At 39.7% G+C, this 24,189-nt stretch carries 22 protein-coding genes and 1 pseudogene; 16 read left to right on the forward strand and 7 right to left on the reverse strand.

What is annotated here, in order from left to right:
- Positions 1-135 precede the first annotated feature (135 nt).
- The 5 genes from RMY32_RS17450 to RMY32_RS17470 all read left to right on the forward strand — a co-directional run bounded on the left by RMY32_RS17450 (position 136) and on the right by RMY32_RS17470 (position 5,474).
- Positions 136-1,614, forward strand: coding sequence for a DNA phosphorothioation system restriction enzyme (locus RMY32_RS17450; protein ID WP_322710159.1), 1,479 nt, complete (start codon positions 136-138; stop codon positions 1,612-1,614).
- A 309-nt stretch (positions 1,615-1,923) separates the two neighbouring features.
- Positions 1,924-2,097 carry a hypothetical protein gene (locus RMY32_RS17455; protein WP_194043855.1) on the forward strand — a complete coding sequence of 58 codons (174 nt, stop codon included), beginning with the start codon at positions 1,924-1,926 and terminating at the stop codon, positions 2,095-2,097.
- The gene (locus tag RMY32_RS17460) at positions 2,094-4,166 is read left to right on the forward strand and encodes an AAA family ATPase (RefSeq protein ID WP_322710160.1); all 2,073 of its coding nucleotides are present in this window, start codon (positions 2,094-2,096) and stop codon (positions 4,164-4,166) included. Before RMY32_RS17455 ends, RMY32_RS17460 begins: the two co-directional genes overlap by 4 nt.
- Before the next feature lie 61 nt (positions 4,167-4,227).
- On the forward strand, positions 4,228-4,797 hold the full coding sequence (locus RMY32_RS17465; protein ID WP_322710161.1) for a Uma2 family endonuclease: 570 nt from the start codon (positions 4,228-4,230) through the stop codon (positions 4,795-4,797).
- Positions 4,798-5,012: 215 nt separating this feature from the next.
- Positions 5,013-5,474: a DNA phosphorothioation-associated protein 4 gene (locus tag RMY32_RS17470; protein WP_322710162.1), complete on the forward strand. Its 462-nt coding sequence runs from the start codon at positions 5,013-5,015 to the stop codon at positions 5,472-5,474.
- 29 nt (positions 5,475-5,503) lie between these two features.
- Here the strand turns inward: RMY32_RS17470 and RMY32_RS17475 are convergent, their stop codons facing one another.
- The 3 genes from RMY32_RS17475 to RMY32_RS17485 form a co-directional block, all read right to left on the reverse strand.
- On the reverse strand, positions 5,504-6,430 hold the full coding sequence (locus tag RMY32_RS17475; protein WP_409883310.1) for a DNA sulfur modification protein DndB: 927 nt from the start codon (positions 6,428-6,430) through the stop codon (positions 5,504-5,506).
- Positions 6,379-6,693 carry a hypothetical protein gene (locus tag RMY32_RS17480; RefSeq protein WP_322710163.1) on the reverse strand — a complete coding sequence of 105 codons (315 nt, stop codon included), beginning with the start codon at positions 6,691-6,693 and terminating at the stop codon, positions 6,379-6,381. Before RMY32_RS17480 ends, RMY32_RS17475 begins: the two co-directional genes overlap by 52 nt.
- 108 nt (positions 6,694-6,801) lie before the next feature.
- Positions 6,802-8,403, reverse strand: coding sequence for a DGQHR domain-containing protein (locus tag RMY32_RS17485; protein WP_322710164.1), 1,602 nt, complete (start codon positions 8,401-8,403; stop codon positions 6,802-6,804).
- Between the two features lie 172 nt (positions 8,404-8,575).
- Here RMY32_RS17485 and dndC point away from each other — a divergent pair, with 172 nt between their 5' ends.
- From dndC to RMY32_RS17540, 11 genes and pseudogenes are all read left to right on the forward strand, one after another.
- A complete protein-coding gene (gene dndC, locus RMY32_RS17490; RefSeq protein ID WP_322710165.1) occupies positions 8,576-10,195 on the forward strand; it encodes a DNA phosphorothioation system sulfurtransferase DndC in 1,620 nt (539 codons plus the stop codon).
- A gap of 86 nt (positions 10,196-10,281) precedes the next feature.
- On the forward strand, positions 10,282-10,902 hold the full coding sequence (locus tag RMY32_RS17495) for a Uma2 family endonuclease (RefSeq protein ID WP_322710166.1): 621 nt from the start codon (positions 10,282-10,284) through the stop codon (positions 10,900-10,902).
- Between the two features lie 193 nt (positions 10,903-11,095).
- Positions 11,096-13,084: a DNA sulfur modification protein DndD gene (gene dndD / locus RMY32_RS17500; RefSeq protein ID WP_322710167.1), complete on the forward strand. Its 1,989-nt coding sequence runs from the start codon at positions 11,096-11,098 to the stop codon at positions 13,082-13,084.
- Between the two features lie 312 nt (positions 13,085-13,396).
- Positions 13,397-13,744 (forward strand): annotated as a pseudogene (locus tag RMY32_RS17505) (type II toxin-antitoxin system PemK/MazF family toxin).
- 30 nt (positions 13,745-13,774) lie between these two features.
- The gene (gene dndE, locus RMY32_RS17510) at positions 13,775-14,161 is read left to right on the forward strand and encodes a DNA sulfur modification protein DndE (protein ID WP_322710168.1); all 387 of its coding nucleotides are present in this window, start codon (positions 13,775-13,777) and stop codon (positions 14,159-14,161) included.
- Positions 14,162-14,212: 51 nt separating this feature from the next.
- Positions 14,213-15,670, forward strand: coding sequence for a DNA phosphorothioation-associated putative methyltransferase (locus tag RMY32_RS17515; protein WP_322710169.1), 1,458 nt, complete (start codon positions 14,213-14,215; stop codon positions 15,668-15,670).
- Positions 15,671-15,813: 143 nt separating this feature from the next.
- On the forward strand, positions 15,814-17,115 hold the full coding sequence (locus RMY32_RS17520) for an AmpG family muropeptide MFS transporter (protein ID WP_322710171.1): 1,302 nt from the start codon (positions 15,814-15,816) through the stop codon (positions 17,113-17,115).
- Complete coding sequence (locus RMY32_RS17525; RefSeq protein WP_322685134.1) at positions 17,100-17,522, forward strand: ABC transporter permease; 423 nt, start codon at positions 17,100-17,102, stop codon at positions 17,520-17,522. Before RMY32_RS17520 ends, RMY32_RS17525 begins: the two co-directional genes overlap by 16 nt.
- 285 nt (positions 17,523-17,807) lie before the next feature.
- Positions 17,808-17,996, forward strand: a complete 189-nt coding sequence (locus RMY32_RS17530; RefSeq protein WP_322710173.1) for a hypothetical protein — start codon at positions 17,808-17,810, stop codon at positions 17,994-17,996.
- A gap of 31 nt (positions 17,997-18,027) precedes the next feature.
- Positions 18,028-18,615: a GNAT family N-acetyltransferase gene (locus RMY32_RS17535; RefSeq protein ID WP_322710175.1), complete on the forward strand. Its 588-nt coding sequence runs from the start codon at positions 18,028-18,030 to the stop codon at positions 18,613-18,615.
- A gap of 186 nt (positions 18,616-18,801) precedes the next feature.
- Positions 18,802-19,560, forward strand: coding sequence for a HEAT repeat domain-containing protein (locus RMY32_RS17540; protein ID WP_322680417.1), 759 nt, complete (start codon positions 18,802-18,804; stop codon positions 19,558-19,560).
- A 292-nt stretch (positions 19,561-19,852) separates the two neighbouring features.
- Here RMY32_RS17540 and RMY32_RS17545 read toward each other — a convergent pair whose 3' ends face one another.
- The 4 genes from RMY32_RS17545 to RMY32_RS17560 all read right to left on the reverse strand — a co-directional run bounded on the left by RMY32_RS17545 (position 19,853) and on the right by RMY32_RS17560 (position 23,873).
- Positions 19,853-20,260 (reverse strand): phosphomannose isomerase type II C-terminal cupin domain, encoded by a 408-nt coding sequence (locus tag RMY32_RS17545; protein WP_322669909.1) that lies wholly within the window; start codon positions 20,258-20,260, stop codon positions 19,853-19,855.
- 174 nt (positions 20,261-20,434) lie between these two features.
- On the reverse strand, positions 20,435-21,778 hold the full coding sequence (locus tag RMY32_RS17550) for a sorbosone dehydrogenase family protein (protein ID WP_322710176.1): 1,344 nt from the start codon (positions 21,776-21,778) through the stop codon (positions 20,435-20,437).
- A gap of 157 nt (positions 21,779-21,935) precedes the next feature.
- Positions 21,936-23,147 carry an EAL domain-containing response regulator gene (locus tag RMY32_RS17555; RefSeq protein ID WP_322710177.1) on the reverse strand — a complete coding sequence of 404 codons (1,212 nt, stop codon included), beginning with the start codon at positions 23,145-23,147 and terminating at the stop codon, positions 21,936-21,938.
- A 54-nt stretch (positions 23,148-23,201) separates the two neighbouring features.
- The gene (locus RMY32_RS17560; RefSeq protein ID WP_322710178.1) at positions 23,202-23,873 is read right to left on the reverse strand and encodes a hypothetical protein; all 672 of its coding nucleotides are present in this window, start codon (positions 23,871-23,873) and stop codon (positions 23,202-23,204) included.
- Between the last annotated feature and the right edge of the window lie 316 nt (positions 23,874-24,189).

The raw sequence follows: 24,189 nt of genomic DNA on the forward strand, positions 1-24,189 counted from the left end.
AGTGGAGACTGGGGACTGGGGAGTGGGGAAGATGAGGGATAATAATAACTCCTCACTCAACAGTCAACAGTCAACAGTCAACATTGCCAATGCCCAATAATTAAGGTTCATCACCACATTTGTGCTTAACATAATATGTACCTGACGGCAAATCCAGTGCGGCAACTGCCAACTTTCCGCTTAAAACTACCATTTACAAGGGAAAGTAAAAGCAGTTATCAAACATCGCAACCATTACCAGGATGCCCAAGAATGCCTGTGTCTCTGCAATTGCGGCAATATCAGCGTCAAGCGATCGCTAGCTGGTTTACCAACAATGGCAGAGGGACGCTGAAAATGGCTACTGGTAGTGGTAAAACGATTACCGCACTTGCGATCGCTTGTGAATTATATCAGCAGATTAATTTACAAGTTCTGGTGGTAGTGTGTCCCTATCGTCATCTCGTTACCCAATGGGCGCGAGAGTGTGAAAAATTTAATTTGCAACCCATTTTAGCTTTTGAGAATTTACGCACTTGGCAAAGTGAACTTTCTACGCAAATTTATAATCTGCGTTCTGGTTCTCAAAGATTTGTCACCGTAATTACTACGAACTCCACTTTAATTGGAGATGGTTTTCAGTCTCAACTCAAATATTTTCCTGCCAAAACTTTAATTATTGGGGATGAGGCGCATAATTTAGGCGCACCCAAGTTAGAAGAAAGTTTACCGCGCACTGTTGGGTTGAGACTAGCTTTATCTGCCACACCGGAAAGGTATTTTGATGATTTTGGGACGCAATCTTTATTTGATTATTTTGGCCCAGTTCTCCAGCCAGAGTTTACTTTAAGGGATGCGATCGCTCAAGGTGCTTTGGTACATTATCTCTATTATCCGGTGCTGGTAGAGTTAACAGAAGCCGAAAGTATTGCTTATTTAAAGCTAACTAAAAGAATTGGGCGATCGCTTCTTTATCGAGATAAAGAAAATGGACATGCGGGATTTGAAGACAATGAAGATTTAAAGCCGTTATTGATGCAAAGAGCAAGGTTAATTGGTGCGGCGGAAAATAAATTAACTGCCTTGCGCGATTTAATGATTACTCGCCGCGAAACTAGCCACACTCTTTTTTATTGTAGTGATGGTTCCCAAGAGGCGGGACAACGTTCATCTCTACGCCAACTCAAAGCTGTTGCAAAAATTCTGGGTGTGGATTTAGGTTACAAGGTAAGCACCTATACGGCTCAAACAACTTTACAAGAACGAGAAATTTTGCGCCATCAATTTGAAAGTGGAGAGTTGCAAGGTTTAGTTGCAATTCGTTGTTTAGATGAAGGCGTCGATATTCCCGCAATTCAAACTGCGGTGATTTTATCAAGTTCTGGTAATCCCCGCCAATTCATTCAACGACGGGGGCGAGTTTTACGTCCTCATCCAGGTAAAGAACGCGCCACTATATTTGACATGATTGTTTTGCCACCAGATTTAGATAGAGAAACTATAGAAGTTGAACGTAATTTATTGAAAAAGGAATTGCGTCGCTTTGTAGAGTTCGCCGACTTAGCTGATAATGCTGGAGAAGCAAGAATGAAGTTACTTGATTTACAAAAGCGATATGGTTTATTAGATATTTGATGAGCAATTGTAAAATTTTTTTAGTTTTGAAAAAAGAAGCATTAAGTATGAAATAATAAAATTATGAATTAGATCATAATCGGATGTAACTTGCTTTAAAAATTTTACTTATATCCGATTATAATCTAGATTGCTAATACCAATAATAACAGAAGACAATTCAAGAATAAAGTCTTTTTTCAAATAAAATTATAAATTTGAAAAAGTAGTTTTGGCAAAATGAAAGATAACGCTAACAGTGGCTTTACGGAGGTAAATGCAGTACTAGAGAAAGTTAAAATATAGAAAATCTATATTTCCAAACTGAAGATGTCACAAGATGCGAATATCGATGATGTGCAGGAGCCAATAACCAGCGCTCCGCCGGAAGTACGGCAAATTATTGAGCGGGTATGGAAGCTGGAAAAAGGCAGACTAGATAAAAAGATTAACAGCCATATAAATGATAATATTTTAGACATTATTAAGGAAGAGGTGCGATGAAGCTGACTTCAATCAAGCTCTGCAACTTTCGCTCCTTTTATGGTACGACACCAGAGATGCTTCTGGCTGGTGGAGATATTCAAAACACAACGATTATTCATGGTAATAATGGCTCAGGAAAAACCAGTTTACTAAATGCCTTTACTTGGGTATTATATGAAAAATTTAGTGCAGCATTTGCATCAATAGAACAGTTAGTAAATAAGCGTGTGATCGCAGAAGCTCAAAAAGGTCAAGTTGTAGAATGTTGGGTAGAAATTGGCTGGGAACATGAAGGTAAACGCTATCGAGTTAAACGCGCCTGTCGGGGTTACAAAAACGAAGGTGATTTTGACGCTGGCAAAACTCAATTAACCATGTGGGTTGGTGCAGATGATGGCAAATGGAATATACCAACTCAGCAACCAGACGATATAATTAATCAAATTTTACCCGCTACTTTACATCAATATTTTTTCTTTGACGGCGAACGAATTGAAGAAATAGTCCGTTCTGATAAAAAAGCTGAAATTGCTGAAGCTACAAAAATCTTCTTGGGTGTAGAAGTAATCAACCGTTCAATCAGACATTTGGGAGATGCTAAAAAATCTTTAGAAAATGAGTTAAAAGCGATTGGTGATTCCCAAACTAAACAACTGTTACGACAACAAGAAAAAATAGAACGCGAACGCGAACGCATTACCAAACGGCAAATTGAAATTAAAGAAGAGTTAGAATATCAACAAACTTTTAAAAAAGAGACAAGTAACCGTTTGCGAGAACTGAGCGCTGCTAAGGAATTGCAAGAAAGATGGCAGAATTTAGAATCGCAGAAAGTAGCAAATCAAGAAGAATATAAAAAAACCAAAGAAGCACTGAAAAAAGTTATCTCTGCGCGGGGTTATACAGTTTTACTCTCAGAAACTACATCCCAGTTTCGAGAGATTATCAACGATTTGAAGCAGCGAGGTGAGTTAACATCAGGAATTTCGCGGGAATTTGTCAGTGATTTACTCAATTCTCAACGCTGTATTTGTGGTGCAGAATTACACGAGGGTAATCATTCTCATACTCATGTGAGTATTTGGTTAAATAAAGCCGGCTCCTCGGCGGTGGAAGAAACTGCAATTCGCATGAGCGCTCAAGTAGATGAAATTGATAAGCAAGCAATAGGTTTTTGGGAAGAAGTTGATAGAGAACAAAATAGGATTAATCAGTTAAGGCAAAGCATATCTCAAATTGAAGGCGACTTAGATAATATTCAAGAACGGTTGCGAAAAGATGCTAATGAAGAAATTAGCAGTTTGCAAAAACGTTTAGATGAAATTGAAAGTAAAATTGATGAATTAAATCGAGAGCAAGGTGCAAATCAGCAGCAAATTGCTCAACTCACAACTGAAATTGAAGGTTTAAATAAACAAATTGCCAAGCAAAAGCTGAATGAAGACAAGCAAACTTTAGCACAACGACGAATTAACGCCGCTCAAGATGCAATTGAACGGTTAACGGAAGTTAGAAATCGTCAAGAGCAACAATTTCGCCTGCAACTAGAAAAGCGAGTACAAGAGATATTCACGGAAATTTCTGTAACTCCATACATTCCTAAAATTAGTGAAAAATATGAACTGACATTAGTAGAAAATACTACAGGTGTGGAAGCACCAGTTGCAGCATCTACCGGGGAGAATCAAATTCTCAGTTTATCTTTTATTGCTAGCATTATTGACAAAGTAAGGGAATGGAGTGAGAAGCGAAAAATGATGATGATTCCCGATAGTAGCACTTTCCCAATTGTTATGGATTCACCCTTCGGTAGTTTGGATGAGAATTCGCGGCGACACATTGCGAAGACAATTCCCCAATTAGCGAATCAGTTGATAGTTTTAGTAACTAAAACTCAGTGGCGGGGTGAAGTAGAAGCAGAAATGACAAATAGAATTGGGAGAGAATATGTGCTTACGTATTATTCTTCTAAGCCAGATTGCGAACAAGATTATATTGAGTTGGGTGGGGAAAGATATCCTTTGGTAAAACAAAGTCCAAATGAGTTTGAATATACGGAAATTATCGCAGTTGAACGAGATGGGTAATTACTCACGCAGAGGCGCGGAGGTTTTTTAGTTACAGTTGAGAAAAAGGAGGAATGAGGTGATGGTGGCAAGTCCAGACAGAAATTATATGTCTCCCCAGGAATATCTGGAATGGGAACAAGATCAAGAAATTAAATACGAATATATTGATGGTGAAGTTTTCGCCATGACTGGGGGTACTCTTCCCCATAATGATATTGCTTTAAACTTAGCTTCAGCGTTAAAAAGTCACCTGAGAGGAAGTGGTTGTCGTGTGAATATGGCGGATGGGAAAGTAGGTGTATCTGAAAACGGGCCTTTTCATTATCCCGATGTTGTGGTGAGTTGCGATGAACGGGACAAACAAGCTATTCAATTTCTCCAATATCCTTGTTTAATTGTTGAAGTTCTGTCCCCAAGTACGGAAGCTTACGATAGAGGTACAAAATTTACGTGGTATCGTCGTATTCAGACTTTGCAAGAATACGTCCTTATTGATGCTGAAAAAATTGGTTTAGATTGCTTCCGGTTAAATGATAGAGGACTCTGGGAGTTACACCCTTATGAAGCAGGGGATGAGGTTTATTTAACCAGCATTGATTTCCACTTTCCAATATCTTTGGTGTATGAGAACGTTCAATTTCCTATTTGAGTAGACTGTGTGATTGTGTATTTTACGAACCAGCTTCGCAAAAAAGGTGCAGAAGACGCAGAGGGAAGAGAGGGAAGATGGACTATGTTAGTAGATAATTTGTTTGTTTAGCGATCGCCCACATACTATTATAAAATAATACCTTGGCAAGTGCGTAAACGTAGCGATCGCTTTTCGCTATCGGTTAAGATCGCAACAATGTAAATATTAATATCATGGCTGCAAATAGAATCAGGGTTGCTAAAGATAAGGCTGAATTAGTGAAATCTCTAGTAGCATCAAAAGACACAACTGGACCTTTTCAAACTTATGTAGAAGTAATGGTGTTTGCAGCAGCTTTAGGCGTTAAATATAAAAAGCGCGTTCCTTTAGACGTAATTTCTAAAGATTTATCCCCACTGCGACAAGATTATTTTACTAGCAGCTTCACTCTGTTGATTAATTTGTTAGCTATTACCGAAACAGAAAATATTAAGATTCTAGACGATGATAATGTTGCTGATGAGCAACGTATTCACATTTTTGAAGAGTATGCTAATGGTGGTTTAGAAATTATACAAAATGAACTGCATGGCGCAGTAGACTATTCAGAGCGACTTTTCTTATTTCTCAGTTATGAGAGAACTAATACAGAACAAAAAGATGAGGAATTTGATCTAACCAAATTCCTATCTTAGTCTTAAAGCAATGCTTAAAATCAAAAGCGTTACATCCACCCCAGTGTAATTTTTACTGTTTTGACTGCATCTGTTACTGCACTAACAGTAGCAGATATTTTATAAGGCTTGTCTGGATTTTTAGGTTGGGCATTTATTCTAACTACATTATCCTTCCAAAGTTGATTTTCTCTTGACCAATCTAGCTGTGCTAGTTGTGAAACTTTTTCTTCATTAAAATAATTGTTTTCTGGATCATATATATAGTGCAATAAACGCCCTAAAACTTCCAGCCCAACGCTTATACCTAGAATACAGTCTTCTTTAAATGCAGCGACTTCATCTTCTGTTATTTCTTCAACAGTTGTATCAGCAATATACTCAGTGTTACTGCATTCTGAGAAAAACTTATTAAGACAAATAACCAAAGCATCAGATGCTTGATAAACATCATAATCTCGAAGCTGATTACTTGGATCGTTAGTAAAAACGCAACTTACAAACCTAGCTATAAAATTAGTTGTGTAAATCAGTTTTTGTTTAGTTGCAGGACTTGATTTAATCTTCTCTGTCTTACCCTGAAACATTGGTACTCGTTTTATTAATTCTTTAGTAATGCCAACTCGACCAGAGAACTCACCAAATGATAATAACAATGATTTATCTAGTTGTTTGGTTTGAGCCATGTCTCTGAAATCTGCCTGACACTGGTGAAAGTCACCCTCTAAAACTAGAGTAATTGCAAAATCATCATCACTAATTAAGTGGCTTTCAGTACTTTCTATCAATTCGTGAATGGCACGTTTACGATGTTGCCCATCAGTTATATCTAATTTGACTCCACGACGAATAACAACTAAACAAATACCCCTACCAAGTTCAAGAATTGTTATGTCCTTTGGAGCGACATTAGCAGTCAAAGTTCCTACAATCCAGGGTTTTTCTTTCCGGGAACGGTCAACAATATATTTTTTAATTTCATCAGCATGACCTTTAACCTCTGGGCGGTTTTTACCAGAATCAGGATCATTTCCGGTGGATGTTTGGCTTGGAGAAGACCAGAAAAGTCACTTGCAGGTACATTAATTTGTAGCATAGTGCGCTTTCCTTGCCTAAAAATAAGTCCTGGATAGCAGCGATCGCGATGATATTGTGAGAAAAATGGCTCAATAAAGGAGCTAAACTGAGCTTTGATCTGAGGAGAAATGTTATTATTAGCATCCTCAATTGGTTGAACCATATCAATACCTAATATAAATTAGTAGTAGATGTTAGCAAACATGATATGCAACCCTTATAGGCTGTAGCATCGGTAAAAACCACACCGAAAAATTCATACTTAACTTGGCTAGTTCAGAATATGTGGAAGTCCTACTGCTTTCGGTTCAACAAACTCGCCATCAAAACCTATAGTTTTATTTTCAACAGTCCTAGCATCCGCCAAAGCTTTACGAAGTTCAGCACGTTCCATCTGTTCCTGAATTCCACCCAGGATGTAAACCAATAACTTCGCCGCTAAATCTCGTCCGGCAACCTGCACCCGCTTTTTATTTGGGTCATACAAAACCGCATACCAAAGAGATTGGAAATATTCCATACCACTAAAGCCCCCTTGTTGGTCAAACTTCCGCAACTTCTTAAAAATATCTGCTAGGGAAAAACCTTTTTTAAATACCAAAATTCCCAAAGCTTGCGCCAATGCGACTTGAGCAACCGGACGGAAAAGCATATTTCCTTCACCTCCATTCTTCTCAAAGCTAAAGCGCCGCAAAGCTGGTGTATCCTCGTGTTCTAAAATCTTATAACTGGAAAGACTAGCCAAATTATCAAATAGCTTGCTAAATTCCTCTATCCCCTGCTCAAGTTCTTCATCCTCTGGACGCATGGGAATTAGACCTTTCTCCAAGGGTTTCCAGTGAGGAAACTTATGAACTAAATATCGCTCAGACATATCTTGCAAAGCTTGCAAAGTCGTCAAAACTGTAGAATTGGAAGCCACTGTTGCACTATTCCAATTAACACGAGGATTGCGCTCTTGTCGTTGTTCTAATAGTGGATGTGTAACTGCAATTTTTCTAGCAACGATCGCAAAACCATCATCTTCATTCAACTGTGTTAGCTGACCTTTAGTCAACGGTGCAGCCATCAGGTTGACATGAACAAAAATCGATCTTACTCTGCGCCTCGCCTGGGTGCGAGTTTCCCCAGTCGCTACCGCACAGATGAACTCAATACCAATTTTTTCCTTGGGTAAATTTTGCAAGTAAGCAAGGTCTACTTGGTACTTTTCTATCAAATCATTGACTGTAATAAAATTGTCATCAGCACCTTTATCTTTTTTATAGCGCTGGAGTTTACGAGTTTTGATTAACTCCATCAATCCCTGTACACCCATTAATCGGTGTTGACCATCCAGTGCATAAATGGTTACATCATCCTCAGAAATATTTAGCAGACCTACTTTAGCGTCTTTATCTAAGGGGATAAAATCAGTAGTAGACTTTGTGGCGCGTCCTTCGCTATCCCACTCAGCAGCTTTGGGATTATCCACCCACGGTTGATTAATTACTACTAGCACTGGCGGAAACTTATGGTTGTGTCGAGCTGCTAAATACTGCACTAGTGGCGCTTGACGTGACCAATCAAGCGGACGCTGTTGAATTTCATCAATACTATCCGCGTCAATCTCGACATTATCAGTTTCAGGATTATACTTTTTTTGAAACAGAGGTAAGCCAGAGGCGAAGTGAACCCGACCTGCAAACCATTCCAGTGTAACAGAGCTAACATAAGCTTCAGTACCACCCATCTCGGTTTTTTGAACGAGAATCTGATCTTTTCTCCCTAAAAACTTCTCTAGGAGTAAAGCTAGTACCTGTTTTTCCTTGTTTTCTCGTTCCAGGTATTCTCTAGCGATGTCAGCAGTGGGGTCAGATGCACTATCTTTCATGTTAAATTTTAAAAACAGAATAGGATTATGTCGTTTAATTATCCAAAAATTTTGAAATTAGTAGTAAAGTTTTTAAAAACTTTTCTTAAGTCCAGTTCGGCGGGTTTTGTGTATGTAAACGCGAATTCTATTCACCCGGATATTAAGCCAGTGTTTCCAGAGATAAGGAGAAATGACTACAGCACAACAAGCAGAAAATAAAGGTCAGCAAACACGTACTGTAGCAGAGTTAGTGGACTACATCCAAGCTCTCACCATTGAAATTCAAGAATTGTATTGTTTAGATGAGATTCCTTGGGTTTTAGGCGTGTCTTGGGGAAAGGATTCTAGCACAGTATTGCAGCTTGTATGGAATGCGATCGCTGCTCTTCCTCCAGAGAAAAGAACTAAAACAGTCTATGTAATTACAACCGATACTCTGGTGGAAAACCCTGTAGTGTCTGCTTGGGTTCGCAAATCCATGCACAATCTCAAGGTAGCTGCTAAAAAACACGGGATGCCAATTGATCCACATCTACTACAACCAGTAATTGAAGACACATTTTGGGTAAATCTTATTGGTAAGGGATATCCAGCACCCCGTAACCAGTTTCGTTGGTGTACACCACGCTTAAAAATTAATCCTGCTAATCAATTCATCCGTGAAATAGTTAGAGCTAACGGTGAAACAATTCTTGTATTGGGTACTCGCAAAGCAGAAAGCGCCAAACGTGCTGCCACAATGAAAAAGCATCAAGTTGATCGAGTACGCGATCGCCTGAGTCCTAATGCCAGCTTACCCAACTCCTTAATCTATACCCCTATTGAAGATTGGAGTAATAACGATGTCTGGATATATTTGAATCAGTGGAATAATCCTTGGGGACAAAGCAATAAAGAATTATTCACTATGTATCGAGGTGCAACAGCCGATAATGAATGTCCACTAGTTGTTGATACTTCTACTCCTAGCTGTGGTGATTCCCGATTTGGCTGCTGGGTTTGCACACTAGTCAATAAGGATAAATCAATGGAGGCAATGATCCAAAATGATGAAGAGAAAGAATGGATGCAGCCATTATTAGATATCCGTAACGAACTAGATATTAAAGATGACCGAGACAGAAGAGATTTTAGAAGAATTTGGGGTGAAGTCCAACTTTTTGAGCGTAATAAAAATGGGGAAATATCTGTTGAACCAATACCTGGCCCTTATACAAAATATTGGCGGGAACATTGGCTCAGACGATTATTAGAAGCGCAAACAAAAACTCGTCGTACAGCGCCAGAAAATATGCGCGACATCACCCTAATTACTCTAGAAGAAATGAGTGAAATTCGCCGCATTTGGCTAGAAGAAAAACACGAATTTGATGATAGCTTACCCCGGATTTATCAAGAAGTGACTGGTGAAGAATTTCAAGATCCCCGTCCTGGTGCTGACTATAGCTTACTAGGTCGTGATGAATGGATAGTATTAGAAGAAATCTGTGAAGGTGACGCGATGCACTTGGAACTCATGGCGAAATTGTTAGATACAGAACGCCAGTATCGCAAAAAGACTCGTCGCGTGGGAATATACGATACTTTAGAAAAATGCTTTAATACGAGTTCACGTTCTCCAGAAGATGCGATTAAAAATGCTCGTTTGAAGCGCGAATTAAGCGAAGCAGTTAGTCAAGGTGATGTTGCAAAAGTCAAGCAGATGACTTTAGGCGATGTTACAGCAATTAATGAAGTAGATGAAGGTAATAGTAAAAGTGATGAAGAGGTAACTTGGGCAAGTATGAAATTTAAAAAGGAAAATTCATAAGAATAGAATAATAAAAGACGAGAGTCAAGCAAACTACTTAAAGAACGTTTAAAAAAGTTTGCTTATCTTAAAACAAGCGAGGTTCTATGATTCAAGCCATACACAAATTAGTAACTTTTGAAGATTTTGCAGCTTGGCGACCTGAAGGTGGAAGATACGAATTACATGATGGCGTGATTGTTGAAATGGCTCAACCAGTTGGAGATCATGAGGATGTTGTTGGTTTTTTGGCGCTAAATATATCTATCGAAATTGGGCGACAAAAACTTCCTTACTTCATTCCAAAAACTGTATTAGTCAAGCCATTTGAAGGTGAATCAGCTTATTCACCAGACATTTTAATAATCAATCGGTCAAATTTAGTGAATGAGCCTTTATGGAAAAAAGAATCAACTGTATCTCAAGCTACATCTATTCCATTGGTTATTGAAGTTGTCAGTAGCAATTGGCGAGATGATTACTACAAAAAATTAGCTGACTATGAAGCTATAGGTATTCCCGAATATTGGATTATAGATTACGCAGCTTATGGCGCTAGGAAGTTTATTGGCAATCCTAAACTGCCTACTATATCCATTTATGAATTAGTTGATGGTGAGTACCAAGTTACTCAATTTAGAGGCGATACCCATATTGTCTCCCCTACTTTCCCAGAATTGAATTTAACCGCCGAACAGATTTTTCAAGCTGGAGGTGTGCAAATCTAGCCACGCTTACCAACACCGAGACAGATACGATCGCATTTCTTAACAGTTAGTGATGGTATTATCTATATTTCATAGACAATATTTTTTATCAATCCGCCAGACAAAACCATCTAATTAATTTTATCTGATTCCTTTTATCACAAAGTTTCTGCTTCTGCGATCGCTGTCGAACTTATGTTAATCTTAAAAACTAATGATATTTCTTGAACTCGTATTACAAAACTTTGGCCCCTATAGTGGAAAACAAGTAATCAATCTTAACCCAAAAATTGATCAGGAAACCTCACACCCAATTATCCTCTTAGGTGGAATGAATGGCGGCGGAAAAACTACCCTCATGGATGCCATTCGTCTCGCCCTTTACGGCCCCCGCGCCCAATGTTCTACCCGTGGTAATTTAAGTTATAGCGATTTTCTAAATCAATGTGTTAACAATAAAATAGACCCAGTTGCAGACACCCGGATTGAATTACTTTTTGAACATATTGAAAATGATAAGCCAATAAAATACCGTGTTGTGCGTAGTTGGACAAAAAATCCTAAAGACGGTAAAGATACGTTAGGTATTTTAGGTGACAGTGATACATGGCCTGATGCTTTAGTTAATATTTGGGATGAATATATTGAAAATCTTCTGCCATTAGGCATTTCTAACTTGTTTCTCTTTGATGGTGAACAAGTTAAAGAACTCGCAGAACAAGAAACACCACCACCAGTTGTAGTAGACGCAATCCGTGGACTTTTAGGTTTAGAGTTAGCAGATCGTTTAGCAGTTGATTTAGATATCTTAGTTAATCGTAAACTTAAAGAAGTTGGTAATAGTAAAGATTTAGCCAACCTAGAAGAAATTGAAACTAGGTTAACCCAACAGCAAGAAGATTATCAAACAACAACAGAGAAACTAGAAACTCTCAAAAATCAGGTAGGTGAGTTAGAACAAAAGCAGCAAGAAGCCTTTGATAAATTCATTTCTGAAGGTGGAAAGATTGCTGCAGAACGCAATCAACTAGAACTACAACAGAATACAAAAACTGCGGAAATTGAACAAGTACGTCAGTCAATGTGTCAATTGGCGGCTGATGTTTTACCTTTAGCATTAATTTCCAACTTGCTTAATCAGGTGCAAACACAGGGAGAAAAGGAATTTCGCCATCAACAGGTACAAGTTTCTAAAGATTTGTTAATTGAACGAGATCAGCGTTTACTCACTTGGCTAACTCAAGTAGAAATTTCTCCGATTCAAGTTGACAAAATTCAATCATTTCTAGTCCAAGATGTCGATAATTTATATGCCAAGACTATGCAGATAGAAGCACCTTGGCTATTAGCTGATGATGAAACTTTAAGTCAGCTAGATAATCTAATCTATCACTTACAAAATTCTAAACTTTCTGCAAAGGAAAAATTAGCTATCCTCAAAAATAAAGAAGAAGAAATTCATACTCTAGAAAGACAAGTGCAAACAGCAGCAGCGCCAGAAGATTATACAAAGCTGCGTCAAGCACTAGAAACGGCACAAAATCAAGTTGTTGAAGCTAAAGCTAATTACGAAACAATCCGCCGTCGTTTAGCTGAATTAGAAACTATTATTGCCAAGTCAAAAAAAGAATTAAGTGATTATACTGTCGAAAATATTAAACATAAAAATAGCGAACATATTATTACTTCAGCAGCAAAAGTTCAAGAAACACTCAAGACTTTTCGGGAAAAATTAACGCTGCGAAAACTCAATAAATTAGAGGAGGAAGTGAAAAATTGCTTTCTTTATCTGCTGCATAAATCAGACTTAGTGCATCGTATTACCATTGATACTAAGACTTTCAGCCTTTTGCTTTACGATTTAAATGGTAAACCTGTCCCTAAACATCGCCTCTCTGCTGGCGAAAAACAACTACTTGCGATCGCATTCCTCTGGGGTTTAGCAAAAGTCTCTGGACACCGCCTACCAGTAGCAATCGATACACCGCTAGGTAGACTAGACTCTTCTCACCGCAGTAACTTAGTTGAACGTTACTTTCCATCTGCTAGCCATCAAGTAATTTTGCTTTCTACGGATACTGAGATTGGCAAAAAAGAAGTAGAAACACTGCGAGAAAATGAAGCGATCGCCCGTGAATATCTCCTCAAATACGACTCGTCCACCCGCCAAACAACAGTACTAGAAAATCAATATTTTTGGTAGTAGATATCGTCTAAAAAAGATATTTACAATATATATCACGACCTTTGGAAAGTAGATAAACAATTATGAACTCACCCCATGTACTAAAAATAGAGAACGACCTACGTGTTTTGTCATTAGAAGAATTAGAATGGCTATTAGAACGTATCACAAAGCAAGTCCAAGAAAGAAAGCAAATAGTAAATAATTCACTAATGTTAAATATATGAATGAACAACTAGTTGCAATGGCTACTGATTTAGATATACAAACAGAAATTAATAGTATTAACAATGAATTTAGTATTACAGAAATGGATGGTTTAGAAAAGCTGTGAGCATCGAGAGAGGACAAATTTATTTTGTCAATCTTAATCCAGTGCTGGGTCGAGAACAGGCAGGAACAAGACCAGTTTTAGTTTTATCTATAGACGCTATCAATTAATTACCTTTGGTTGTGACTGTAATTGTCGGCACGAAAGGAACAAATATTAAGCGTGATTATCCAACTAATATACGAGTCTCTCCAGACGACAGCGAATTGCTTATAGAAACAGTGTTCTTATGTTTTCAAATTCGTTCTTTTGATTCAAATCGCTTTCCTACTGATCCATCTGGCAAACTTTCTGACTCCAAGATGCTTGAAGTTGAAACTGCGGTTCGCTACTGTTTGGGTTTATGAACGAAAAATACTTTAATTTTTAGGAAGATTATGGAATCCCCAATCGAAAGAATAAAACTCTCCCAAACAGCTAAAGACCAACTTACCAAACTCAGACGCAGTACCAAAATCGACCAATGGAATATCTTATGCCGTTGGGCGTTTTGTCGTTCTCTCGCAGAAGCAACTACACCCTCCCCCGTCCCAATTCCCCAGGATAGCAACGTTGAAATGACTTGGCGCGTCTTTGGCGGCGAAATGTCCGATATACTCCTCCTCGCCCTCAAGCAACGCTGTCATAATGATGGTTATTCCACCGATAAAGAAACCCTCGCCACCCAATTCCGCTTACATTTGCATCGCGGTATTGGCTACTTAGCAGGCGATCCAAATATCAAGAAAATTGAAGATTTAATTGAACTAGCGGTTAAAAATTGAAAGGATATTAGTTGACTGTTAACTGTTCACTGTTAACTGACAAATAATATTATGCCTGAAGCGCTAGAAATCGAGCGTCATAGAGCCGCGATCGCTCGCACTGACATATCTCGCCCCGTGCGATTGGCAATAGAATGGGCAATCGTGAATCCAGACACTACTTTTTTTGACTACGGTTGCGGCTATGGTGGTGATGTTCAGCGAGTTAAAAACTTAGGCTACACCAGCACAGGCTGGGACCCTTATTACTATCCCAATGTCCCACGTAACCCCGCCGATGTGGTGAACTTGGGTTATGTCCTCAACGTCATTGAAGACGCAGAGGAACGCCGTCAAAGCCTAATCCAAGCTTGGGAACTCACCGGGAAAGTTTTAATTGTCGCGGCTCAAATACTGATTAATGCTCCCAGCAAAACCCAACTTGCTTACAATGATGGCATTGTGACGCGCCGCAATACTTTTCAGAAATATTACGAACAACAAGAACTCAAAACTTATATTGATGAAGTCTTAAATGTAGATGCAGTACCGATCGCACTAGGCGTTTACTTTGTTTTTCGAGATGAGGCGGAAAAAGAAAGTTACAAAGCTATCCGCTTCTTTTCTACCACCTCTACACCGCGAGTCCGCATCCCCACAAAACGGTTTGAAGACTATGAAGAACAGCTGCAACCATTAATGGCTTTTTTTACCAAGCGCGGTAGACTACCTGTAAAAGGCGAATTGGAAAATGAACAGGAATTACTGAGCGAATTTGGTAACTTCCGCCGTGCATTCGGTGTAATTTTACAAGCTACTGATGAGGCTGAATGGGATGCGATCGCTTATCGTCGTTCTCTGGATATCCAAGTTTATCTCGCCCTGACTCACTTTGATAAACGTCCCGCATGGCAAAAACTAGCTCCAGAAATGCGTCACGATATCAAAGCCTTTTTTAGTAGCTACGAGGAAGCGTGCCTTGTAGCCGACCAAAAACTTTTCAGCTTGGGTAAAGCTGGAGTAATTCAAACTGCTTGCGAAAAAAGCAAAATTGGTAAACATACGCGCGGTGCGCTTTATGTCCATGTTTCCGCACTAGCAGCACTTGACCCCGTACTACGAATTTGTGAAGGTTGCGCTAGCCGCACTATTGGACGTGTAGATGGAGCGACATTAATCAAATATCACACTGATAAGCCGCAAATATCCTATCTGTCTTACCCTGATTTCGACACCGATCCCCATCCAGCATTAAAAGCCAGCATAGGTATTGATTTAAAAACCCTCTTCATAACTCACCGAGACTACGAAACTAGAGCAAATCCGCCGATTTTACACCGAAAGGAAACATTTGTTACCAGCGACTACCCACGCTACGAAGAATTTGCTAAACTCACCCAACAAGAAGAGAAATTAGGATTGCTCAAGGGTAAAAGCCATATCGGCACTCGTGAAGGTTGGGAAAAATGCCTTGCTGCCCACAGAGTGGAAATCAAAGGGCATCAGGTTTATTCGATTAAGGAAAATTAAGGAATAATCACAATGTTAAAGCATTGCTGATATGTATCTTAAATAAAGAAAATCTTAGCAGGTTTGTGTGTTTACACGAAATTAGACAGCAGCTATGGCAAGATAACTGCAATTCAATTAAATAAAAAGGAATCTTCAAGATTGTGCAAGTAAATAAATCGCTGCTACGAATTTTTAGCAGCCAGAAGATGGGAGCTTTGTTATTTCTTGGCTTCTCATCAGGGTTGCCGTTATATTTAACCAGTCAGACATTACAAGCCTGGTTGACCAAAGAAGGGATTAGCTTGGCAGCGATCGCCGCTTTTAGTTTAGTAAAGCTGCCCTATTCTTTAAAATTTCTCTGGTCGCCTCTACTAGATAGATTTGTACCGCCTTTTTTGGGGCGACGTAGAGGTTGGCTGGTAATTACACAAGTAGCATTACTGTTAGGTATAGCTGTAATGGCACTACAACACCCATCCCAAGGGCTACAACCTTTAATAATTGCTGCTGTAGCCGTTGCCTTTTTTAGCGCCAGCCAAGACATTTTAGTTGATGCTTACCGCACTGATGTCGTGGAAGTAGAAGAAAGAGGTGCTGGAGCATCTATTTATTTATTGGGTTATCGTATTGCCATTCTAGTAACCGGTTATGTCACCCTATTTTTGGCAGATAGGATGCCTTGGCAAGCTGTTTACTTATTGATGTCGCTGTTGATGCTCGTAGGACTAATAACTTCTATTTTTGCACCAGAACCAGTCCTACGCGATCGCCCGCCTCAGACTTTATCCGCCGCCGTTAAATTACCGTTCATTGAATTTTTCCAGCGTCATGGCTGGCTACAAGCACTTTTAATCCTGGTATTCATTGTGATATACAAGTTAGGGGATTCTTTACTAAAGAATGTATCCACCCCATTTTTGTTAGATAAAGGCTTACATTTCACTCAAACCGACATTGCATTTCCTGGGGCGCTGGGAATTTTCGCTACCATTGTTGGCACCTTGGCAGCAGGAGCAATAATGACCAAAATTGGTGTTAATCGTTCGCTGTGGATATTCGCCATCTTGCAAGCTGTCGGCAACTTAGCTTTCTTTGCGTTAGCAGTAGTAGGTAAAAACTTTTATCTAATGTTAGCTGCCGTTAATATAGAACAATTTTGTGCTGGTTTAGAAACTGCTGCTTTTGTAGCATTTTTGATGAGTCTTTGTAACCAAAGCTTTTCAGCTACACAGTACGCCTTACTTTCGAGTTTGCAGGCTTTTAGTAGAGATATTCTTACGGCTCCAGCAGGTACATGGGCACAAACCGCAGGCTGGTCTACATTTTTTCTATTGACAGCAATAGCTGCTTTGCCAGGATTATTATTATTGCCATTCTTTGCCCCTTGGAATCCAAAGCCAGTGGTAGTATTATCCAGACCAGGACTTGACGACGAAGAAGAGGATATATGGGGAATCAAGTAGTTATTGCTGTCGGCACATTTATTCTCTTACTGACTGGTTTATTACTTGGCTATGTTCTCTCGCAGTTAGTTCTGGGATTTCTAGCATTTAACCTCCTAACTTTTTTTGGAACACTCAGCCTAATTTTAATTTTTGGTACACTTTATTACGTTTTATTTTGGCAATTGCGGAGAGAACAATCCCGACCATCAACTCCATCAACCATAAATCAAGGGATACCAACCCAGGTTGAGGAGGGTTTATCTGATAGCTATCTCAAAAACAGGCTAATCGCTAAATTATCTGGTGACACTGCCGCAGCCGAACGGTTAATTGCACAGGCAAAGGAAACTTATCCTGGGATGCCGGAGAACTGGTATTGCGAAAGAGTACTTGATGACTTGGAAAGCGATCGCCAGAGGGAGTAGAGGAGCAGGGGGAGCAGGGGAGCAGGGGAGCAGAGGAGCTGGGGAATAGGGAATGGGGAAGAGTTACCAATGCCCAATGACCAATGACAAATGACCAATGACAAATGACCAATGACCAATGACAAATGACCAATGACAAATGACAAATGCCTAATGCCCAATGCCCAATGCCTAATGCCCCATTCCCAATTCCTATGCACAGAAAATTGCTAAAATAAATCAAGAATACTTCACAAATCTTTAGCTAGGTTCTCATAAAAGTTCCTAGCTTCTTGCAATTAAAATATGGCTATTTTTCGTCAATACATCGCCCCACTGCTTGTAGTACTGGTATTTGTTTTTGCTCTAGTGGCAGTCAGCGCCCGGATCTTTTTACCGTCCGATATGGCAGCACCCGCACCAATTGAAGAGGTGGGAGTAAGTTCTCAACCTACTCCAACTGATTTACCTCCAGCAGCACATAACGCGAGCTAGCTAAGTCAATAAATATCAGTAAATATCAGTAGTGTCTGAGCAACTATTACCTGGATATATTATTCGCCGTGGCTCCCTTTTGGAGCGATCGCTGCTGCTCAAATTCATGCAGCGAACTTACCAGGATCTCTTTCCCAACGAGGATTTTTCCCACTTAGAGCAAACAGTTAAGCAATACTTTTCTAGCGATACGCCCTTGTGGTGGGTAGGAGAGGAGGGGGAGTGGGGAGCAGGGAGCAGGGAGCAGGGGGAGCAGGAGGAGCAGGGGGACATGAGGGAGACAAGAAAAATAAGCAATGCCCAATACCCCATTCCCAATGCCCAATTCCCAATGCCCAATTCCCCCATAGCTTGCCTCTGGGTGGGCAATGCTATAGATCAAGTACATGGGAACCGTCATGCTCACATCTTTATCCTCTACGTTGTACCAGAACATCGGCGGCGGGGTATTGGTACAGCTTTAATGGAATATGTGGAAAATTGGGCTATTCAAAGAGGCGATCGCCAGATTGGACTGCAAGTATTTCAATCAAACAAACCCGCATTGAATCTTTATAATCAGTTAGGCTATCAAACCCAATCCCTATGGATGGTAAAATTCCTGAGTGCAGAAAAATAAACTCAAGGATAGCGATAATATACTGTTGCATCTGAGTTATGGAGGTTCTCGTTTGGATAAAACTCAACGAGGAAGAAAGGAAAATGTATAAGAACCCAACTAATATATATAAATATAAAGATAAAGCTTTAACTTATTAGCGCGGGGGATTATGTGTTAATCCCTTTTCGGGATTGAAATCAAATTATGTATGACGAAGACGATCTAAGCCTACTCGATATTGAGGAGGAGCTAGAAAGCCCCTTAGATAAAATAGAGCCGCTAACTGCCGAATCAGTTGTGGCAAAGCCCGATCCAGAAGTGATGCTAGCCTTGCTGGAAAATCCCCAGCCCCAGCAAAGAATGTTAGCGGCACGTGCTTTTTGTGATATAGAAGATGCGCGTGCTACCCCCCATCTGATTCGCCTGTTAACAGATACCTGTCCCTTAGTCCGAGTAAGTGCAGCTTATGGCATCGGACGCAATCCCAGTTTAGAAGCAGTGAGTCCGTTAATTGCTCAACTAAACAGTGATTGGAATGGCTATGTACGTAAAGGTGTAGTTTGGGCTTTAGGAAACTGTCGCGATCGCCGTTCTTTAGCACCTTTAGCAAACGCTCTCAGAACCGACATTTCCGCAGTGCGTTTGTGGGCTGCTAGTGCCTTAGCACAAATGGCAGAAGTCGGTTATGAAGCAGTCATAGGCGCAATACCACCATTAATCGAAGCCTTAGTCCAAGATCCCGTAGCAGCAGTGCGAAGTAACAGTGCTTGGGCAATTGGTCAACTGTGCCGTGAATTGCCTTCTAATGTAGTTTATGCCACAGCGATCGATGCCCTAATTCAAGCCTTTGCCGAAGACGAAGATTTGGGAGTCCGGGAAGACGCCAAAGCCTCACTATTAGGAGTGGGCGATCCTCGTGGCTTACAGCTAATTGAAACCCTGGAACAAGAAGGGTGGTTTTGATTGGGCAAAACAGTTCTGAGTGCTGAGTGCTGAGTGCTGAGTTAGGAGTTAGGAGTAACCCTTTCAAGGTGACAAATGAACATACGTTGTTTCAACGCTAACATCTTGAATCCTCCACTCAGATTTTGGGCTTTCTGAAAGTGGAAATAACCAATCTTCGTTCCAAATTTCACCACCTTGAAAAGGCTAGAGTTAGGAGTTTTCTTTTGTCCCCTGCTCCCCTGCTCCTCGGTCACTGAGCGTAGCCGAAGTGCTGCTCCCCTGCCCCCTGCCCCCTTATACCCCACAAACCTTACTGTCCTTCAGCTACAGGTTTGACCAAATTTAAGTCATAAGGGCGCTCAGTATCATCCTCACCTAAATATTCACCATTTTGAATTTCCAGAATAACTAGCGGAATATGCCCAGGATTATCTACTTTATGTAGTGTTGCAGCCGGGACATAAGTTGATTCGTTTCGATTCAGTAATATTTCTGTATCGCCACAAGTCACCTTTGCCACACCGGAAACTACAACCCAATGTTCATTGCGATGATAATGAATTTGTGGTTTAATTCCGTGCCTGGGCTTGATTTCCACACGACTAATTCTATAGGTTTCTCCTTCCTCGATTACCTCTACCTCACCCCAATATCGTGTACCTGAATGTGGAGACAATTCGTTGATATTTGACTGAGTATTATTTTCATTGGGAGTCATAATTAATTTCTCAACCAGATAAGTATTAGTATTGATCGGTAATTTATCGTAAACGAGATAAACCTGGGTAGGGAGATGCAGTCACAACGTCTCTATTGATAACAACTGCTCTAACTTTACTTGAGACAACAGATTCTATCCGTGAATTTTTAAATGTTTGAAGGTGTGAATTGTTCACTCCCCCGTATACTGAATCCGATAAATCCGATTATTGGCTTCTTCTGTTAATAGTAAACTGCCATCTGGCAACACGAGTAAACCTACAGGCCGTCCCCAAGTGGTTGGTACAGAAGGATTTAGCAAAAATCCTGTGAGAAAGTCTTCGTAGTAGCCAAGCGATCGCCCTTTAGCATCAAAGGGAACAAATACAATTTTATAACCAGTACCGCGATCGCGATTCCAAGAACCACGAAAAGCAGCAAAAGCACCGTTCTGGTATTTTTTGGGAAACGTTTTACCATCATAAAACTGCAAACCCAATGCTGCGGAGTGCGCCTGAAACAGTACATCTGGCGTTTGAGTCCGGGCGACTAAATCAGGACGTTTACTTTTGTCATCCGTCTTCTGGCGCGGATCGAGGTTGTTTGGTGTTAGATAAGCATAGGGCCAGCCGTAAAATGCCCCTTGTTTAACGCGTGTCAGATAGTCTGGAACCAAATCATCACCAATACCATCTCGTTCGTTAACAGTGGCATAAAGTTCCTTAGTTACAGGATGAAAGTCTAAACCAACAGGGTTACGCAAGCCGGAAGCGAAAGTTTGCTGCTGGGAACCATCTAAATTCATCACCTGTATCGAAGCCCGTGGTAGGGGTTCCTCATCGACATTGGTTCCCGATCCAACTGAAATATATAATTTATTGCGATCAGGCGAGACAACGACATTGCGCGTCCAATGGTTGTTATAACCTTGAGCGGGCAAATCGGCAATTTTTTCCCCTTTACCTGTAATTTTGTTTTGCTCTTTCGTATAGGGAAAACGCACTACAGCATCTGTGTTTCCTAGAAAAAAGGAATTACCTGCAAAAGCCATTCCAAAGGGTCTATTGAGTCCGTTATCACTACTAGCAAAGGTTTCTCGAACGTCAGCGACACCATCGCCGTTGCTGTCACGCAATAGACGAATCCGATTTTGTCCAGTTTCAGTCACTAAAACATCACCATTGGGGGTTAAAGCTAGCCAGCGTGGGGCATCTAAACCTTCAGCAAAAACGTTGACTTTGAAGCCTGGTGGTACGCGCAGCACCGGATTTTCTGGAATAGGCACAACCTCAGGCCGCTTCGAGGCGCTTTCGGTTGCAAAGGGTGCTGGTAAATTCTTTAGATTGATTCGGATGGGTGTAGGTGAAAGTACTTCAGTACGGACAATATTTTTCGGCTGTGTAGGATTCTGTGTCAGTTGGGCTGAAGGTACGGATTTTTGAGGTGTGGGATTATCTGAGTTAGCGCGAGTCTGGTTACAGGCTGCTGCCAAAATCATTAAAAAAACTGGCAGCAAAAAACGCGCAGGGACTTTCATGGTGGTAGACACTATACACAATGTTCCTACTCTAGACTTGAGGCTTAATAATTGTCGCCAGTCAAAAGTTTGATTTTTCTTAGTTGTCAACCTATTAACAATTCAAAAATAAAGCACTAGTAACTAGATTCTATTCCCGATGACCAATGCTCAATATTTACACATACAAACATTTATTAGTGAACAAAAAATTTTCAAATTCTGCTGCTGGTAAGGGACGACTAAATAGAAAACCTTGCATAGAGTTACATTTGTATTGGCGTAAAAAACCTAATTCTGGTTCTGTCTCTACACCTTCAGCCACTACATCTAAATTGAGATTGTGAGCCATCTGAATTAAGGCCTTAGCGATGGCTGACTTTTGCGAATCATTAGCAACATTATGGATAAAATAACGATCTATTTTTAATGTATTAATTGGTAAGTTTTTTAGATAAATCAAAGAAGAGTAACCCGTACCAAAATCATCGATCGCAATTTTTATACCCAAGGATTGCAATTTGCTCATAGTAGCGATCGCGCTATTGACATCTTGCATAATCATACTTTCAGTGAGTTCTAGTTCTAGGTCATGTGGTTCTATATTATTCACGGATATAAAATTAACTACATTATGAATGAAATCTGGCTGATTAAATTCAATTGCTGACAGATTTACTGCAACAATCAATGAATCAATTCCAGCATCACGCCAGCTTTTAATTTGTTGGCATACCCTTTTTAATACCCATTTCCCAATTGGAACAATTAAACCTGTAGACTCTGCTAACGGAATAAATTCTGTTGGATAAATCATTCCTAACTCTGGACTTTGCCAGCGCAATAAACTTTCTGCACCTACTATTTTTCCAGATGTAATATCGACTATTGGTTGATAATAAATTTCAAATTCTTGAAAATTATGTTGTTTTATAGCTCGGTGTAAGCTAATTTCTAACAACTGCATTTTTGGAGACAAGTTATTAATGATAGTCTGAGAAGATAAATACCTTTTTAAAGTAGCGTATTTTTCCAACCTGTTCATAATGGCACTTAATAACTCAGCTCGAGTGAATGGCTTAGTTATATAGTCATCTGCACCCATATCCATACCTTGGCGGAAGTCAGATTTAGCAGATTTGGCAGTGAGAAAGATGAAGGGAATGGTTGCCGTAGATGGTTCTTGACGTAATGTTGTTAGCACGCCATAACCGTCAATTTCTGGCATCATCATATCACAAAGAATTAAATCAGGAACTTCGGAAATAGCCAAATTTACCCCGATTCTGCCATTAGCCGCAGCAATAGTTTCAAAATCCTCAGCTTCTAGCAAATCTAAAATGTTTTCCCTGACTGCTTCTTCATCTTCTATTATTAATATTTTGGGCATAAATTACCTCATATTTATATCTTATTATTTTCCAACTTTCTCCAGTAATACTCATTACAAAAAATGAACTTTATAATTAAGTATTCTAACTTTGTAGATATCTTTACATTTTTTAATTGCCATTGTTAATCTAGCATCCAGTATATTAGCACCATTGCTAGCGCGATCAAATGATTTAAGAATATTTACTATATTTTCTTGGAAAATAAAAATTTGCAAATTTTTAATTTCAAATAAAATTTGTCTATATTGGCTAAGTAAATTCAACTTGAAATTGCTATCATCAGAGAAAGATTTAATATAAATTGAAAACAAGTTAATCAAGATGTGTGCCAAAAGTTTTTCATCGATGCAGCAGGTTACAAATTTATATTGACTGATGAAAACAATCAAGCGCCGATAGCCCAGATTCATCTGTATTTGTTCTGGCGATTGTCGGCTGTATTCAACTAAATTGAAGTATGTTGGTCTATACTCTAATTTTCCTACTTCTAACTGGCCAATAATCAACACATCATTCAACATTTCAGTCATGATTATGTGATATTTGGGCTTCTTGGTCTGTATGACGCTATTAGACTTACGGTAAAAGTCCAAATCTCTCTCATAAACTTCAATGAAGTGAGTGTATTTGCCTGTCGTAGCTTTACGTACTATAGCGCGTACTAGTAACCATTGGAGCTTAAGTAATTGTCTCTCAACGAAAATCTGATGTTCTACCTCCAAGGAACCAATACTAGCATTATCTCTAGTTTTCTCTGTTTTTTGCGCCAGTGCTTGACAGATATAGATGCTTTCAGGAGTAATATTACCGAGAATATTACGTTGCTTACTACAGCTATAAGTAGTTCTAACTGATGCTAAGACAACCGTGATAGCACTGAGACTTTCTCCGAAAATTCTGACATGTTCAATGTCATAACTAAGGTATGCATAACTTCAAGAGTATTGGCTGTTTTTAAGCTAGTTTCAGAAGCTACAAACAGTACCATATCATGCCTGGTGAAGTATCCTACTACCTGCGAAGATGAAAAAACAAGAT

Origin of the sequence: Nostoc sp. ChiSLP03a (assembly GCF_034531215.2) — a bacterium.
GTDB lineage: Bacteria > Cyanobacteriota > Cyanobacteriia > Cyanobacteriales > Nostocaceae > Nostoc.